The organism is Rhodococcus sp. 05-2255-3B1, from assembly GCF_002258545.1.
GTDB lineage: Bacteria > Actinomycetota > Actinomycetes > Mycobacteriales > Mycobacteriaceae > Rhodococcoides.
On record NZ_NOZC01000021.1, the window covers coordinates 96759 to 112764 of the forward strand.

16 protein-coding genes and 1 riboswitch are annotated in these 16006 nt (G+C 64.5%); of the genes, 9 read left to right on the forward strand and 7 right to left on the reverse strand.

The genetic code is table 11. The features are described from left to right. The first annotated feature begins 190 nt into the window (after positions 1-190). Both CH249_RS13005 and CH249_RS13010 read left to right on the forward strand, forming a co-directional pair. Positions 191-1270, forward strand: coding sequence for a cytochrome c oxidase subunit II (locus CH249_RS13005; protein ID WP_032394712.1), 1080 nt, complete (start codon positions 191-193; stop codon positions 1268-1270). An 18-nt stretch (positions 1271-1288) separates the two neighbouring features. After that, the gene (locus CH249_RS13010) at positions 1289-1705 is read left to right on the forward strand and encodes a cytochrome c oxidase subunit 4 (protein ID WP_032394414.1); all 417 of its coding nucleotides are present in this window, start codon (positions 1289-1291) and stop codon (positions 1703-1705) included. Between the two features lie 168 nt (positions 1706-1873). Here CH249_RS13010 and CH249_RS13015 read toward each other — a convergent pair whose 3' ends face one another. The 5 genes from CH249_RS13015 to CH249_RS13035 form a co-directional block, all read right to left on the reverse strand. Then, on the reverse strand, positions 1874-2149 hold the full coding sequence (locus CH249_RS13015; protein ID WP_094631665.1) for a helix-turn-helix domain-containing protein: 276 nt from the start codon (positions 2147-2149) through the stop codon (positions 1874-1876). Between the two features lie 229 nt (positions 2150-2378). Beyond that, a complete protein-coding gene (locus CH249_RS13020) occupies positions 2379-4151 on the reverse strand; it encodes a cytochrome bc complex cytochrome b subunit (protein WP_094682286.1) in 1773 nt (590 codons plus the stop codon). Continuing rightward, the gene (locus CH249_RS13025) at positions 4148-5356 is read right to left on the reverse strand and encodes a ubiquinol-cytochrome c reductase iron-sulfur subunit (protein ID WP_230596647.1); all 1209 of its coding nucleotides are present in this window, start codon (positions 5354-5356) and stop codon (positions 4148-4150) included. Before CH249_RS13025 ends, CH249_RS13020 begins: the two co-directional genes overlap by 4 nt. Further along, on the reverse strand, positions 5353-6201 hold the full coding sequence (locus CH249_RS13030; RefSeq protein WP_032394411.1) for a c-type cytochrome: 849 nt from the start codon (positions 6199-6201) through the stop codon (positions 5353-5355). The genes CH249_RS13025 and CH249_RS13030 overlap by 4 nt, the downstream gene beginning before the upstream one ends. An 83-nt stretch (positions 6202-6284) precedes the next feature. Next, positions 6285-6896, reverse strand: a complete 612-nt coding sequence (locus CH249_RS13035; protein WP_032394410.1) for a heme-copper oxidase subunit III — start codon at positions 6894-6896, stop codon at positions 6285-6287. Positions 6897-7047: 151 nt separating this feature from the next. Here CH249_RS13035 and CH249_RS13040 point away from each other — a divergent pair, with 151 nt between their 5' ends. Further along, positions 7048-7524 (forward strand): hypothetical protein, encoded by a 477-nt coding sequence (locus CH249_RS13040; RefSeq protein WP_045194875.1) that lies wholly within the window; start codon positions 7048-7050, stop codon positions 7522-7524. Positions 7525-7577: 53 nt separating this feature from the next. Continuing rightward, on the forward strand, positions 7578-8639 hold the full coding sequence (gene trpD, locus CH249_RS13045) for an anthranilate phosphoribosyltransferase (protein WP_094682287.1): 1062 nt from the start codon (positions 7578-7580) through the stop codon (positions 8637-8639). A 12-nt stretch (positions 8640-8651) separates the two neighbouring features. Here the strand turns inward: trpD and CH249_RS13050 are convergent, their stop codons facing one another. After that, complete coding sequence (locus tag CH249_RS13050; RefSeq protein WP_027497377.1) at positions 8652-8927, reverse strand: Lrp/AsnC family transcriptional regulator; 276 nt, start codon at positions 8925-8927, stop codon at positions 8652-8654. 54 nt (positions 8928-8981) lie between these two features. Next, complete coding sequence (locus CH249_RS13055; RefSeq protein ID WP_094682322.1) at positions 8982-10814, reverse strand: DEDD exonuclease domain-containing protein; 1833 nt, start codon at positions 10812-10814, stop codon at positions 8982-8984. Positions 10815-10961: 147 nt separating this feature from the next. Between CH249_RS13055 and CH249_RS13060 the strand changes: the two genes are divergently transcribed. The 5 genes from CH249_RS13060 to CH249_RS13080 all read left to right on the forward strand — a co-directional run bounded on the left by CH249_RS13060 (position 10962) and on the right by CH249_RS13080 (position 15993). Beyond that, positions 10962-11243, forward strand: a complete 282-nt coding sequence (locus CH249_RS13060; RefSeq protein WP_032394407.1) for a hypothetical protein — start codon at positions 10962-10964, stop codon at positions 11241-11243. A gap of 115 nt (positions 11244-11358) precedes the next feature. Further along, positions 11359-11520, forward strand: a riboswitch (cyclic di-AMP (ydaO/yuaA leader). Between the two features lie 18 nt (positions 11521-11538). Beyond that, a complete protein-coding gene (locus tag CH249_RS13065) occupies positions 11539-12093 on the forward strand; it encodes a C40 family peptidase (RefSeq protein WP_179273239.1) in 555 nt (184 codons plus the stop codon). 382 nt (positions 12094-12475) lie between these two features. Continuing rightward, complete coding sequence (locus CH249_RS13070; RefSeq protein WP_218828422.1) at positions 12476-13462, forward strand: NlpC/P60 family protein; 987 nt, start codon at positions 12476-12478, stop codon at positions 13460-13462. 30 nt (positions 13463-13492) lie between these two features. Continuing rightward, positions 13493-14845: a hypothetical protein gene (locus CH249_RS13075; protein ID WP_094682289.1), complete on the forward strand. Its 1353-nt coding sequence runs from the start codon at positions 13493-13495 to the stop codon at positions 14843-14845. Positions 14846-14868: 23 nt separating this feature from the next. Continuing rightward, on the forward strand, positions 14869-15993 hold the full coding sequence (locus tag CH249_RS13080) for a glycosyltransferase family 4 protein (RefSeq protein ID WP_032394404.1): 1125 nt from the start codon (positions 14869-14871) through the stop codon (positions 15991-15993). Positions 15994-16006: the final 13 nt, after the last annotated feature.

Consider the following 16006-nt stretch of genomic DNA (forward strand, 5'->3'; position numbering starts at 1 on the left):
TGCAGGGGTCCTGGTCTCCGCGAGCGTCGTCAGCGGGACTGTAGATCAGGATCCGAGTATGCCGCAGACACGCTCGGACGTAGGTAACGACCCAAGGGTGGTTCTCCTCCGGCTTTGGTCTACGCTGCGTAGTACTCGGGCATCTCCATGTGGAAGCCCTTATTCTTCAGTGGTGGGCAATCAGGAAGGCGTGAACGTGGCGCAGAGTCGGATCCTTCGGCGAGCGGGGCTGACAGCATTTCTCGGTGTAGCCGCGTTGATGCTGTCGGGCTGTTCCATCAGCAGCGACAACGTACTCAATTTCGGTTTCGCCTCGGGCGTCACCCCTCAGGGGCGACGCATCGGCGACCTGTGGACGTGGTCGGTCATTGCAGCCCTGGTCATGGGCATCATCGTGTGGGTTCTCATCTTCTGGGTGGTGCTGTTCCACCGTAAGAAGAAGAGCTCACCGGAGTTCCCTCGCCAGACGGCGTACAACGTTCCGCTCGAGCTGTTCTACACGGCGGTTCCGTTCGTGATCATCGCGGTGCTGTTCTACTTCACGGTCGTGGTGCAGAACTACGTCGACGAGAAGCAGGCAGATCCCGATGTCCAGGTGGATGTCACGGCGTACCAGTGGAACTGGAAGTTCGGATACCGGACCATCGACCTCAAGGACGGTGCCGCCAAGTACGAGGGCACCGACGAGGAAGAGCAGGCTGCAGCCGAGGCCGCGGCAACCCCGGGCGAAGGTGCCGAGGGCAGCGAGGACGGCGAATTCGTTCCGGGACCGATCAACGGAGCTTCCACGCAGGATCTGTCGTACCTGCACTACAACAAGATCGAAACGGTCGGATCCAGCGACGAGATCCCGGTTCTGGTTCTGCCGACCGGCAAGCGCATCGAGTTCGTGCTCGCGTCCTCGGACGTCATCCACGGATTCTGGGTTCCGGAATTCCTGTTCAAGCGCGACGTCCTCCCGAACCCCGAGGAGAACCACTCCGACAACGTCTTCCAGATCAGCGAGATCGAACGCGAAGGCTCCTTCGTCGGACGGTGCACCGAGATGTGCGGCACCTTCCACTCGATGATGAACTTCGAGGTTCGTGCAGTGTCTCCGGAGCGGTTCGAGCAGTACATCGAGCTGCGCAAGCCCCTGTCCGAGGGCGGAGATGCGCTGACCAATGCGCAGGCACTAGAAGCCATCGGCGAAAGCCCCCTCGCAACGAGCACCTCGCCGTTCTCTACCGACCGCACCCTCCGAACAGCCGCTGTCGCTGAAGGCAACTGACCAAGGAAGCATGCTGATATGAAAATCGAAGCCAAGATCTTCGAAATCCTCACTGTCTTCTTCCTCCTGGTCGGCATCGTGTACACGTTGTTCACGGGCCTGAGCCGCACAGGAGTGGAGTGGGCCGGAGTCACCGCGATCTTCCTGTCGGTGGGTCTGACCCTGATCATCGGTACCTACTTCAGGTTCGTCGCCCGACGCCTCGATACGCGCCCGGAAGACTTCGACGACGCCGAGGTGAGCGACGGTGCAGGCGACCTGGGATTCTTCAGCCCCGGCAGCTTCTGGCCGATCGTGCTGGCAGCCTTTGCAGCCGTCACTGCCATCGGCTTCGCCTTTTTCCAGCCGTGGCTCATCGCTCTGGGCGTCTTCTGTGTCATCGCCGCGGCCGCAGGTTTGGTCTTCGAGTACCACGTAGGTGCCGAGCGCCACTGACTCCACCAGCTCCACCCGACAAGGGCCCTGGTCGTTCTCACGAACGACCAGGGCCCTTGTCTGTTGTACACGCACAGGCCGGTCCGGATGCTCGGCTCACGGCGGCTGTGACGTCGACGGAGCTATGAACTCGGGAGGTGTAAGCGGGAGGCGCACCACGGGGGACAGTCAGGAGACGTCGGCCTCCGAGTGGGTCCGACCGGAACAGGACGTCGAATCGGCAAGAGAGTCGAGGGAGATGTCCAGCGCACCGCACAATGCGGCGACGGTGAAGAACGCCGGCGTCGGAATCCGGCCGGTCTCGATCTTCCTCAGAGTTTCGACCGAGATGCCGGCCTTGTCGGCAACATCGGTCATGGTTCGGCCACCACGGGCAAGACGGAGCGCAGAGCCGAGCCTGGCACCTCGGGCGAGTTCGCCGGGGGTGAGGGGAATGCGGACCATGAGACCGATAGTAATACCGGTTCGTCGAGAACCCGCGAGCCGAGATCGGCCGATACAGCGAGTGGGTCGTCCGCCGGTGGGGGAGGGGAGGGCCGCTCGGGAGTCTCGCGGATCCTCAGCCGTCATGCTCAGGACAGCGAGCCCAGGTTTTGGGTCCGGATGTGTCGGCAGACAAGAAAAGAGGGCGACACCGTTGCCGGTGTCGCCCTCTTTCGGACTCTGTCAGATGTCAGTGTTCTCTGTCGTTGTCACTTCGGCCCGAAGCAATAGCAGCGTCCTCGTCCGAATGGAGTCCATTGCCGTTGCCGTTCGCGTGGCCATTGCCATTGGCATGGCCGTTCGAGTGACCGTTGCCGTTCGAGTGACCGTTCCCGTTCGAGTGGCCGTTGCCGTGAATGCCCGCCTGGTAGTTGCGGAGCATCGTGAGCTGTTCGTGTTCACCCTTGTGGAGGGCATCTTCGAGAGCCTTGCTCTGTGCCACCGGATCCGGACTGAACAGCGATCCCGAGCCAGGCTTTCCGGCCGAGCCGAGCTTGTTCATCTTCTTCGGTACGGGTGCGCCCTGGTAGTCGAGGGGGATCGGGTGTCCGTGATCGTCGACCGGTCCGAGCGGCTGGTGGATTTCCACGTACTGGCCGTGCGGGAGGCGCTTGATGATTCCGGTTTCGATGCCGTGCTCGAGAACTGCCCGGTCACTGCGCTGCAATCCGATGCAGAATCGGTACGCGATGAAGTAGGCGAGCGGAGGCATGGTGAGAATTCCGATACGACCGATCCACGTCATTGCGTTGAGCGAGATGTCGAACTTGTACGCGATGAGGTCGTTGATGCACGAGAGCGTGAGGATCACGTAGAAGGTGAGAGCCATCGCGCCGATCGCGGTACGCACCGGAACGTCGCGGGGACGCTGCAACAGGTTGTGATGCGCAGTGTCTCCGGTGAGACGCTTCTCGATCCAGGGGTAGGCGATCATCACGGTGAAGACGAGACCCATGATCACTGCCACCCAGAACACTGCCGGGATGGTGTAGCGCCCAGCGATGTATATCTCCCAGGCAGGCCACAGTCGGGCCATGCCGTCGGTCCACATCAGGTAGAAGTCGGGCTGCACACCGGCCGACACTTGCGACGGGTTGTACGGTCCGAGATTCCAGATCGGGTTGATCTGGAGCAGTCCGCCCATTGCTGCCAGGATGCCGAAGGTGACGGCGAAGAAGGCACCGGACTTGACTGCGAAGACCGGGAGAATACGAACGCCGACGACGTTCTGTTCCGTGCGGCCCGGTCCGGGGAACTGGGTGTGCTTCTGGTACCAGACCAGAGCCAAGTGGGCCGCGATCAGGGCCAGGATGATTGCCGGCAGCAGAAGAACGTGAGCGACGTACAGGCGCGGGATGATGATCGTGCCGGGGAAGTCGCCGTCGAAGATGAGCCAGTGCATCCACGTACCGATGATCGGGATGCTCATCGTGATGCCACCCAGTGCGGCACGGAGGCCGGTGCCGGAGAGCAGATCGTCGGGCAGCGAGTAGCCGAAGAAGCCCTCGAACATCGCGAGGATGAGCAACAGGCAGCCGATGACCCAGTTGGCCTCACGCGGGCGACGGAACGCGCCGGTGAAGAAGATGCGCATCATGTGCACGATGATCGAGGCGGCGAACATCAGGGCCGCCCAGTGGTGAATCTGTCGCATGAACAGACCGCCACGAACCTCGAACGTGATGTCGAGAGCCGTTGCGTACGCCCTGGACATCGTCACACCGTTGAGCGGGGTGTACGCACCGTCGTACACGACCTCGCTGAGCGAGGGGTCGAAGAACAGGGTGAGGAACACGCCCGAGATCAGCAAGATCACGAAGCTGTACAGCGCGATCTCACCGAGCAGGAAGGACCAGTGGGTGGGGAACACCTTGTTGATCTGGCGCCGTAGCCCAGGTGCCAGGTGATAGCGACTGTCTACGCCGTCGGCCTGCTTGGCGGCGAGGTTTTGCAATGTACTCATGAGTCACGCTCCGGACGACGTTCCCAGAAGGCGGGTCCCAGTGCTTCGGTGAAGTCTCCCGAAGCGACGAGGAATCCCTCTTCGTTGACAGTGATGGGAAGTTGGGGCAGCGCACGCGCAGCCGGTCCGAAGATCGGCTTGCCGTACTCGAGCGCGTTGAACTGCGACTGGTGGCAAGGGCAGAGAATTCGGTTGGTCTGCTGCTCGTACAACGATGTCGGGCAACCCAGGTGCGTGCAGATCTTGGAGTAGGCGAAGTAATCGCCGTAATTGAAGCTTTCTTGACCCTTGCGCTTGACGACGTTGCTGGCGGCGTCCGGGCGAAGGCGGATGAGCATGACCGAGTTGCGAACACCACGCAGGGATACGAGCAGGTCGTGCTCGCTCTCGCGATCCGCTTCGCGGAACGGGAAGACGGTCTCCATGGCACCAGCGTCCAAGTCCTCGGGCCGAACGAGAACGACATCTTCCGGTCGCCCGGTGTCTCGTCGGAGGTAGATGGTCTCTCCATCGTAGCGAGGAGTCCAGCCGGATACCCACAACGGCGAATCTTCGCCCTTCGCCCACGGGTTCTTGATCAGGCCGCCCAGGGGGAGAAGCGCCATCACACCGAGTGCGCCACCACCGAAGACCAGCGACCGCTTGATCACCTTGCGACGACCGATGGTCGACGTGTCGAGGGAGTCACCCAGCTCCGCCACCAGCGTCTTGCGGTCCGTCTCCGACGAACCGCCGTCGTGACGGTCCTGGATGGAGACCTCTTCGGGGATGAACTTCTTGGTGAACTGCACCGCGCCGACACCGACCGCGAGGATCGCCAGACCCATCGTTGCGCCGATGAGCGGGGTGTAGAGCGAGTAGGCAATGTAGTTCTCTTCGCCGATACCGGCGTACTGCCACGGCCAGAACAGGTAGATACCGATGAACGCGACCGCAGCGAGACCGGCGATCGAGAACCAGATGGCGACGCTGCGCTCGGCGCGCTTCTCGGCGCGGGTACCTTCCACTGCCCAACGGTTGCGGCGGAAAGCGACGTCGACACCGTCGAGGTTGGTGCCCAGTTTGACCAGGTCGTCGCGGCTGAGTGCGGCGAGTTCCTCGTCGGTGTACTTCTTGTCCGCGTTCACGCCTTCGGCACCGGGCGCATCCTTGCGTCCGGATTCGTCGTTGTTCGCGTCCTTACGGCCGGAATCGCCGTCGGTCATGATCTAGCTCCGATCCACAAAGTTGCTCCGACGACGGCGATGATGCCGACCGTCCAGATAGCGATCATCTCGGTACCGGGACCGAAGCCGCCGATGCTCCATCCGCCTGCGGGCAGCGTCTCGGTGGACGACTTGATGTAGGCGATGATGTCGGACTTCTCTTCCAGCGTCAGCTGGCGATCGGAGAACTTCGGCATGTTCTGAGGACCCGTGACCATCGCGGTGTAGATCTCTTGCTCGTTCGCGGGTCCGAGCGGGGGTGCGAACTTACCCGAGGAGAGAGCTCCGCCGAGGCCCGTGAAGTTGTGGCAGGAGGCGCAGTTGAGTCGGAACAACTCGCTTCCGCGTCCGATGTCGTCGCCGCGCAGTGACTCCTGAGCGATCTCGCCGTTCTCGTCGAGGATGACCGTCGGTCCGCCACCGTTGGCCTGGATGTAGGCACCCAGCGCGTCGATCTGCTTGTCGTTGAACTTCGGCGGCTTGCGCAGCGCCTGCGCCTCGTTGCGGACGGCAGGCATGCGGCCGCTCGACACCTGGAAGTAGACAGCCGCTTCGCCGACGCCGATGAGGCTCGGTCCGCGATCCTGAACACCCTGCAGGTTGGCTCCGTGGCACGTGACGCAGGACGTGTCGTAGAGCTGCTTGCCCTCGCGGATCAGCGCTGCCGAATCGGTATCGGCGGTCGCGACCTGCGGAGCTGGCGTCAGAGCCGAGGCGAGGAATCCTGCGCTCAGAAGGCCCATCATCAGAACGAGCGCACCGGTGATGCGTCGGCGCGTCTTACGCTGCCGTCTCGTCTTGGAGGCGGCGTTGTCGTCGGATGCTGCTGGGGGAGATGAACTCATCTTCTATCCCTTGTCGTGTCGGGACGGACCGAACGTCGGGGGCTGAATCCGTTCGCTCGTTATCTTTGGCGTGCTGACTGTCACTAGCGGATGAAGTAGATCGTTGCGAAGAGGGCAATCCAGACGATGTCGACGAAGTGCCAGTAGTACGAAACGACGATGGCGGCGGTGGCCTGTGCTGGCGTGAACTTGCTGACCAACGTTCTGGTGATCAGGAAGACGAAGGCGATGAGTCCGCCGATCACGTGCAGTCCGTGGAAGCCGGTCGTGATGTAGAAGACCGAGCCGTACACGCTGCTCGAGATCGTCGTGCCCTCGTGCACCAGGTGGTAGTACTCGTACGCCTGGCCGGCCACGAAGAACGTGCCCATCATCAGAGTGATGATGTACCAGCGGCGGAGTCCGAAGACGTCACCTCGCTCGGCGGCGAACACACCCAGCTGGCAGGTGAACGACGATGCGATCAGCACCGCGGTCACCGGCACAGCGAGAGCGAGGTTCAGCTCCGTCGGCTCGGGCGGCCAGATTCCATTCGCCTGGGCGCGTGCGACGAAGTACATCGCAAACAGTCCGGCGAAGAACATGAGTTCACTCGACAGCCACACGATCGTGCCGACGCTGACCATATTGGGACGGTTCAGCGAGTGCACGCGTTGGGTGATTGCCGATCCTTGAGTCCCTACAGCGCTCGTCACAAAGAGAAGTATGACCCGTCGTAGTACGGAAGGCATATCCGGGTCCGCTCTTGGCGCGTCGTGTCGGAACGAATCCGGGTCCGTCCTTGTTCCCGTGCTGGTGAGAGCCCTTGTACGGGCCGGTAGGGTCCAGTCGTGCAAGGCTGGCCTCATGGCAAAGCGCACCGAGGGTGGATGGTTTCGGAGACTGTTCTCGCGATCGACGGCAGAACCTCTGGACCCCACCCGTGACGACCTCGTGACAGTGGCGAGTTGCTTCGACGATGCACAGGCGTGTTCGGCCGTGCTCGACGAAGCAGCGAGGACCCAGCCGGTGTGGACGGAATCGGCGGACGTGGTGCTCCGGCATCATCTGGTGTTGCCCTCGCACCAAGTCGAGGACGCTGCGGCGGTCGCGGCTCAGGACGGCTACGAGGTGGGACCGGTCGTCGATCTACCGGAGAACTCCGGTTACCGCCCTCGGGTCGACGACGGCGTGCCTCTGGTACTGCAACGTGTTCAGGTGCTCGACGCCTTGCACTGCTCACAGGAGCGTTCTCGCATGGCCGGGCTCGCCCAGCGACGAGGGGGAGCGGTACTCGGGTGGGACGCACTGCAGCCTGCGCAGCCCGGCGCAGCCTCTGGCTAAGCTTCCACCGCACCGTACGGGCATCGACGGCAGAAGGGCACGGCACAACCACCATGACCGCACCGACCAGTGACGAGCAGCCGCGAACGTGGCGTCGAATTCTCGGAGCGTTGACCACGTACTCCGACCTGTCGAGCGCCGACACCGGTTGGGTGATGGACGAGATCATGTCCGACAACGCCACAGCCGCGCAGATCGCCGCCTTCGGGGTGGCGCTGAAGATGAAGGGCCCGACGCCTGCGGAACTGGAAGGTCTCGCCGAGTCGATGCTCTCGCACGCCCTTCTCGTCGAGACCGACCGTGACGCCGTCGACGTCGTCGGAACCGGCGGTGACGGAGCCGACACCGTGAACATCTCCACGATGGCCGCGATCGTCGTCGCCGCCAGTGGTGTACGAGTGGTCAAACACGGCAACCGCGCAGCGTCGTCCAAGAGCGGAACGACCGATGTGCTCGAAGCGCTGGGAGTGCACGTGAACCTGGGCGCTGCCGGAGTCGCGGCGAGCGTCGAGCAGGTCGGTATCGGGTTCTGCTTCGCCCCGATCCATCACCCCGCGCTGCGTTTCTCCGGTCCCGCTCGCAAGGAGATCGGGATCCCGACGGCGTTCAATGTGCTGGGCCCGCTGACCAACCCCGGCCGCCCCCGCGCCGGACTGATCGGCTGCGCCTTCGAGAATCTTGTCCCCGTCGTCGCGGGCGTATTCGCCCAACGCGGCAGTTCGGTGCTCGTCGTGCGCGGTGACGACGGCCTCGACGAGATCACCCTGTCCACCACGACCACCGTGCACGTGGTGTCCGACGGGGCCGTCACGGTCGAGACGATCGACCCGGTCGACTACGGAATCGCCCGAGCGCCCATCGACGCACTCAGAGGCGGAGACGCAGAATTCAACGCGGCCGTGGCGCACCGAGTGTTCGCCGGTGAACACGGCCCCGTCCGCGACGCGGTACTGCTCAACGCTGCCGCAGCAATGGCAGCGCACCACGGCGTGTCCGACGACCTCCACGCCCGGATCGAAGCCGGATTGGTCACTGCCGCAAAGACAGTCGATTCAGGCGCGGCAGCACAGCTACTCGCCGACTGGGGTCGATGCACCACCGAACTCGCCGACTGACACCGAACGCGCCTATTCGCCTATCGAGAACCCCGCATCGACATCGGCACTCGAATAGGACTGGAACGCAATGTGAGTGGTGGTGCTGCGCACACCCCTCACTCGATTGATGTGCTTGGTGATGACCTCTGCGATCGAAGCATGATCGCGAACCTTGACGATGGCGATCAAATCGACATCCCCAGCACACGAATAGACCTCCGACACCCCGTCGACATCGGCCACGGCCTGCGCCGCCTCCGGAATCAGATCGGCCTCGGCGTCGATCAAGACGATGGCATTGATCATCTGTGCTCCTCCCGCATCTCGAGCTCGGTGTCCGACGCGAGCTACCCCCAAACCCTAATGGCTGCCATATCCCGAAAGCCGTTCCGCAGGCTCCACTCCTGCCCACACTTGTCGTTCCGCAGGCTCCACTCCTGCCCCTAACGGTCGTTCCGCAGGCTCCACTCCTGCCCCTAACGGTCGTTCCGCAGGCTCCACTCCTGCCCTCGCTGCTTCTCTCGCCGTCCGACACCACGACTCCCACGAACCCGCCGACCGTGCCGGGCTGCAGTACCCACTGCTCGTGCGCACGATCCGGACTCCGTCCGTGCGCAACCACGCCGCGATCAGTCCCACTTCTTCCGGCGGCGCACCGCGAAGCGGCGTCGTATCGGGCAGCACCGTTTCGGCCGACGCGGTGATGGCATCGACGACAGGCATCGGATGCACTCCGCGCGGTGCGACGGCAGCGCCGGCCAGACGGCCGAAGCGCACCACGATCAACTCCCACCCGCCGTCGGCCGTTCGTTTCGCCGCAACGAGTTCGGCAATGGCGGCCACCGCCGCCGATCGGTGCATCCTGCGTAGTGCATCGACGGTGATCGCGATTCGATCACGCAGACGAGCGGCCGTCTCGAACAGCTCCTTGTCCGCGAGCTCGGCGACGCGGCGGCGCATGGAGTACAGCACGGCATCGTCCTGACCGCACACGAGCGCGAGAAACTGCCTCGGGGCATCCGAGTACTCGTCGGCCGTCAACGGGCCGCACAGTGCCGCAGGGCAGCCTCCGACGTCTGTTGCCGGGCACTGGTCGCCGTGTCGAACCGAGCGCGCGAGTCGGCGAGTGCAGGTTCGCAGGCGGCAGAACTCGGCGACGAGCGCAGCGGCCTCTGCGGCGTCGCCGCGAACCGAGAACGGTCCGAGACTGTTCGGTGTCGGTGTGCGGACGATCGACAGGCGGGGGAACGCCTCGTCGGTCAGGGTGATCCACCACCCCTTCCTGGGGAACTTCGAGCGGCGGTTGTACGGCGGGACGTGCGCCGAGAGCAGACGTAACTCGCGGACCCCGGCTTCGAGCGCGTGCGCACACTCGACGTGGTCGACGCGAGTCGCCAGTGCGACCATCTCCTTCATCCGGCCTCTCGTCTCCGAACCGGTGAAGTAGTTGCGCACACGCCGCTTGAGGTTGTTGGACGTACCGACGTACAGCACCTCGTCGGACGGGCCGCGGAACAGATAGACGCCGGGCGTACCGGGAAGGTGAGCAGCCAGCCCGCGTTTGGCGCGCTGGCCGGCCGACACTGCGGGTAGGTAGTCGACCAACTCGGCGTAGCTGTGAACCCCCTGATTGCCCACCCGTTCGATGAGTCCGTGCAGAACGTCCACGGTCGCTCGGGCGTCGTCGAGCGCGCGGTGGGTGGGCCTGGTACCGGATCGGAACAGTGTGGAGAGCGCCGACAGCTTCACCGAAGGTGCCTCGTCGCGCGTCAGAACTCGTCGAGCCAGCTTGACCGTGCACAGCACCTGGAACCGCGGCCATGCGATGTCGAGACGACTGGCGGCGGCTCTGAGGAATCCCGTGTCGAAGCCGGCGTTGTGCGCCACCAGCACCGAACCGCGTGCGAACTCGAGGAAACCGGGAAGAACCCGTTCGATGCGCGGCGCTCCGATGAGCATCGCCGATGTGATGCCGGTCAGTTCCACGATGTACGGCGGGATGGATCTGCCCGGGTCGATCAGGGTGGCGAATTCGCCGAGAATTTCGCCGCCTCGTACCTTGACCGCCCCGATTTCGGTGATGGCCTCGGTGTCCGCGCTCCCGCCGGTGGTCTCGAGGTCGACGACGACGAACGTGGTCTCGTGCAGCGGGGTATCGAGTTCGTCGAACGTCAGCTGGATGGGCAGGCTCACCGCGACGACGTTAGGGCCGACCCCCGACAAGAACGTTCATGGTGCCGTCGAACGTCGTCGTGTCACGAAACCTGTCGGTGCCCGTCGCTATCTTTCGCTTCGTCGGCCGATTCGGCCGCCGGAAACCGCAAAGAGACAAGGATCACAATGATCATCGACTGCAGTGACTGCCTGGTCCGTGACATCGCCTGCGCGGACTGCGTCGTGACGGTGCTTCTGGGGGCTCCGGGGATGCCGTCGAGATCGGACGGTCGGTGGGTCGGGCCGCCGTCTCGTATCACTCTCGAGCAGGAAGAACTCGGTGCCATGGGTGTGCTCGCCGATGTCGGCCTCGTGCCCGCACTCAAGCTCGTTGTGAACGATGACGACACCGCCGAGGTTCCGTTGTTATCGACTCGTGACACACCGGGGGATCAGCGCGCCGGCTAGCGAGAATCGAGCCGAATCCGCTCGCCTCGGCGAGTTGGGGTCGACACGGGGGTATGCCATTTCGTAACCTTCCTGAGACCTTGCGGAGTCTCGCCAGTCCAAACCGGAGTGGCGTCGCAAGTCACCGCCTAATCGTTCACTCGCGAGAGTGTTCGTACCGGGAACCCGATATCTACTGGGGTGAATCCCGCTGAGCCACCACGCGGTGGCCGGTGGGTAGGGCTGCTCTTCCCAGCCCGAACCCGTCAGCTAACTCGGTCGGCGGACGATAGGAAGAAACGGAGCACCATCTTTCGTGGCGTCACAACTTTCCAACCGATCATTGCGGCGAGTCCTCGTAGCCGGAGCGCTCACTGCAGGCGTGGTCATCCTTCCCGCTGCACCCGCAATGGCGGCCCCCCTCACCATTCCCGGCGTCGGAACCTTCGAGATTCCTGACATCCCGGGCCTCCCTCCCCTCAACATCCCGGGTGTGCCTGCACCGGGTGCGCCGTTGGCACCCCAGGTCACCCCGGCAGCAAAGGCCGTTCAGGCCGCTGAGTCCAAGATCGGAGCACCGTATGTGTACGGCGCTTCGGGTCCGGATTCGTTCGACTGCTCGGGCCTCGTCCAGTGGGCGTACAAGCAGGCCGGCATCAGCCTGCCCCGTACCAGCTACGACCAGGCGGCCGCGGGCACTCCGGTCTCGCGCGACAGCCTGGTTCCCGGCGACGTCGTGTCGTTCTACGGCGGCTCGCACTCGGGCATCTACGTCGGCAACGGCAATGTCGTGCATGCATCCACCTCCGGCGTGCCGGTCAAGGTTGCTCCGCTTGACTCGATGCCGTTCGACGGTGCTCGCCGTTACTGATTCGAGCGAGCGACGTCCGCTGTGATCGACCGACAGGGTCGAGCCGTCCATCGGCTCGGCCCTGTCGTCGTATCCGGACACCGGCCGCGCGACACGCCGGTCCGGTGGACAGGGAAGCCCCTAGTTCGTAATCTGATCGAGACCTGGTCGATGTTTACTTTGTGACCTGTCACCTCGAATCCCCATCGATTTCGGGCCGTGTTCACGTCCGCGCCCGCAAGAGCATGGGTATGGTTCGGTTTCGGTCCACTTTTCCAACCGTTGCCTCGCTCGAGGCAACACGTGTGAGGACGGAGAGTCGCTTTCCGTGGCCCTATCGAGATCTACCCGAGCGTTGCGGCTGGCCCGCAACTCGGTGGTTGCTGTCGCACTGACCGCGTGCATGGTCGTGGTCCCGATGACGACGGCGACCGCGCAGCCGGGATTCGACTCGGCGTCCGACGCGCAGACCGAACTCGCCGAGCTCTCTCGCCAGTCCGAGCAAACCAACGAAGCTCTGCACAACGCGCAGATCGATCTCGACGCCAAGAACCAGCAGCAACTCGACGCACAGGTCGCCGTCGACCGGAGTCGTGCCGCTCTGGACGCAGCGCAGGCGCAGTTGGCGCAGCTCAAACCGGCCATGGACAAGGTCGCCAACGTCAATTACCAGGGTGCGCGGACCAATCGACTGTTCGCCGTGATGGTCAGCGATTCGCCGCAACAGTTGCTCGACCAGATGTCTGCACTGGACGTGATCTCTGCCGATACCGCCGACCAGGTCGCTCGATTCAAGCAGGCGAGCTCGGATGCCGTGACGGCCGAGCAGGCCGCAACGACGGCCGCCGACCAGGCACGTGTCGCCGCCGAACAGGCCAAGGCCGTCAGCGACGACCTTCAGGCCAAGCAGAGTGAGCTGCAGGGTCAGATAGCCGAGGTCATGGCTGCCTACAGTGCACTCTCGTCCTCCGAGCAGTTGGCTCTGGCCGGATCGGCCCTGCCAGAAGGATTCGATCCCACCACCATTCTGCAGAATCTGACGCCGGGATCGGGTGCCAGTGCGTTGCAGGCCGGCCTGACGCAGATCGGCAAGCCGTATGTCTGGGGCGGCACCGGTCCGGACGGCTTCGACTGCTCCGGTTTGGTCGTGTGGGCCTACAAGCAGGTGGGCAAGACATTGCCGCGGTCGAGTCAGGCGCAGGCAGCGGGCGGAACGCCGGTGGATCAGAAAGATCTGCAGCCGGGTGACGTCGTCCTGTTCTACCCGGACATCTCTCACGTCGGGATCTATGCCGGGAACGGCAACGTGCTGCATGCCTCCACCTTCGGTGTTCCTGTGAAGGTTCAGTCGATGGCATCGTTCCCGTACTACGGTGCGCGTCGATACTGAGGTGCGCCTCGACGATCGACGAACGCCTGCATGAGTGGCTCGAACCGGCGCTCCGGATTGCGTGTTCTCGCCCGATCGCTGCGAGTGCGGTTGCTCGCCGTCGTGCTCGTGGCCGCGGTGGCCGTCTCGGTCGTTCTTGTTCACCGATTCGACAGCACGTCCAGCGCAGGTACTGCTGACTCGACAGTCGCGGGAAACCCACCGACCTACGATCAGCAGCGTCGCGCCGAGGTGACCGTTCTCCTGGACTCGTGGGCCCGTGCGGTTCGCTCCGGCGATCTCGATGCACTGCGGGAGTCGATGGATCCTCTGGCCGCCCCCGACTTCGTGGAGGCGCAGGTGCGCCGGGCCGCAGTGGTGCCGGGCGTGCCCTTCTCCGAGTTCGACTACGAGTTGGGTGACGAGCCCGAAACTCCGGTGCCGCCGCAGATCGCCGAGGCGCTGGATTCGACCGACGTCTGGGCACCGTCGGTGTATCTGAAGTACGCGGTCGCCGGGCCGGACGCGTCGCCGACGCGTCGGCCGGTCTCATTGGTGGTAGCCGAGCGGGACGGTCGATGGCGGCTGGTCGACGACGCGGACCTGACCGAATACCGACGCCACACCTGGCGTGGGCCGTGGGATTTCGGGCCCTTGAAGGTGCGCTCGGTGCCCACCGCAGCCGGGACATCGGTGGTCATGGGGCATCCGGACCGCGAGCAGTTCGTCGAAAGCGTGGCCGCCGAACTTCCGTCGGCAACCGCGGCCGTCACCGACTTCTGGGGGGACGATTGGGCGCGCGACGGGCTGGTGTTCGTCGCGTCCTCCGCGGAGGAGTTCGCCGAACTGACGGGGTCCGCGCCGTCCACCGAGGTGGCCGCAGTGACGGTGTCCGACGCGGTGGTGGGCGACGGCTCCCGTCCGACGGGTCAGCGGGTGATGTTCGGTCCCGACGCCGCGACGCGGTTGACGCCCTTCACCGTGCGCTCGGTTCTGCGCCACGAGTTGACCCACGTGGCGGCGAGGGCGAAGACGTCCGACGGTACCGAGTTGTGGGTGTCGGAAGGGTTCGCCGACTATTCCGGGTATCGAAATTCCGGTGCCGAGTTCGTGCAACTCGCCCCCACTCTCGCGGCGATCGTGGCGGCGGGCGGGCCTCCGACGGTGCTGCCGAAGAACGAGGACTTCGGTGCAGGCGGGGCCAGATCGAGTGTGGCCTACGAATCGGCGTGGTCGGTGTTCGCATTCGTGGCCGACAGATTCGGGGAGTCGAGGCTGCGCACCCTGTACGAGTCGCTCGCCTCCGACAGCTCCACCGATTCTGCCTTCGCGTCGGTGTTGGGAACGAGCCGCGCACAGTTCGTCGCCTCGTGGGGCGACTGGGTGGCTCGCCAGGCCGGCTGAGACGGGGCGCTACGGTTGTCGCCATGCGTCGTACTCTGCTCGTGACGAACGACTTTCCTCCTCGCCCGGGTGGTATTCAGTCCTATCTCCACAGCTTCGCCTCGCAACTGCCGGCCGACGAGCTGGTGGTGTACGCACCGCGGTGGCGGGGCGACTCGCACGAGAAGTTCGATGCCGCGCAGCCTTTCGAGGTGATCAGGCATCCGACGACCCTGATGTTGCCGACTCCGCTCGTCGCGCGTCGCGCAGCTCGAATCCTGAAGTCCCGAGGCTGCGATTCCGTGTGGTTCGGTGCGTCGGCTCCGTTGGCGGTGATGTCGTCGTACCTGCGCAAGGCAGGGGCCGATCGCATCGTGGCCAGTACGCACGGTCACGAGGTCGGTTGGTCGATGGTGCCGGGCGGGCGTGCGACCCTGCGCACGATCGGCGAGAACACCGACGTGGTGACCTACGTCAGCAAGTACACCCGGGGGCGCTTCAGCTCGGCGTTCGGGCGGACTGCCGCCCTCGAACACCTACCGCCCGGTGTCGACACCGATCGCTTCGTGCCCGACGACGCGGCGCGAGCGGAACTTCGCGCGCGCTACGGCCTCGGTGATCGCCCCACCGTTCTGTGCCTGTCCCGGCTCGTTCCGCGCAAAGGCCAGGATTTCCTGATCCGCGCGCTTCCGGGGATCCGGCGGGCCGTCGACGGAGCGGTCCTGGTCATCGTCGGCGGCGGACCCTACGAGAAGACCCTGCGCGAGCTCGTTCGATCCACCGGAATGGAGCAACACGTGGTGTTCACCGGCACCGTGCCGTCGGCGGAGCTCGCCGCCCACCACACCATCGCCGACGTGTTCGCGATGCCGAGCCGCACCCGAGGTGCCGGTCTCGATGTCGAAGGTCTCGGCATCGTCTACCTCGAAGCGTCGTCCTGCGGCGTACCGGTCGTCGCGGGCATGTCCGGGGGTGCGCCGGAAGCGGTGCAGCACAACAAGACCGGTGTCGTCGTCGATGGGACGTCGATCTCGGAGATCACGGACGCGATCGTGCGAATCCTGTCCGATCGCACGCTGGCCACGCAGATGGGCAATGCCGGCCGCGCGTGGGTGGACGCGGAATGGCGCTGGGACGTGCTGACCGAGAAGCTGCGGTCGCTGATCTGACGCGCGTCATCGC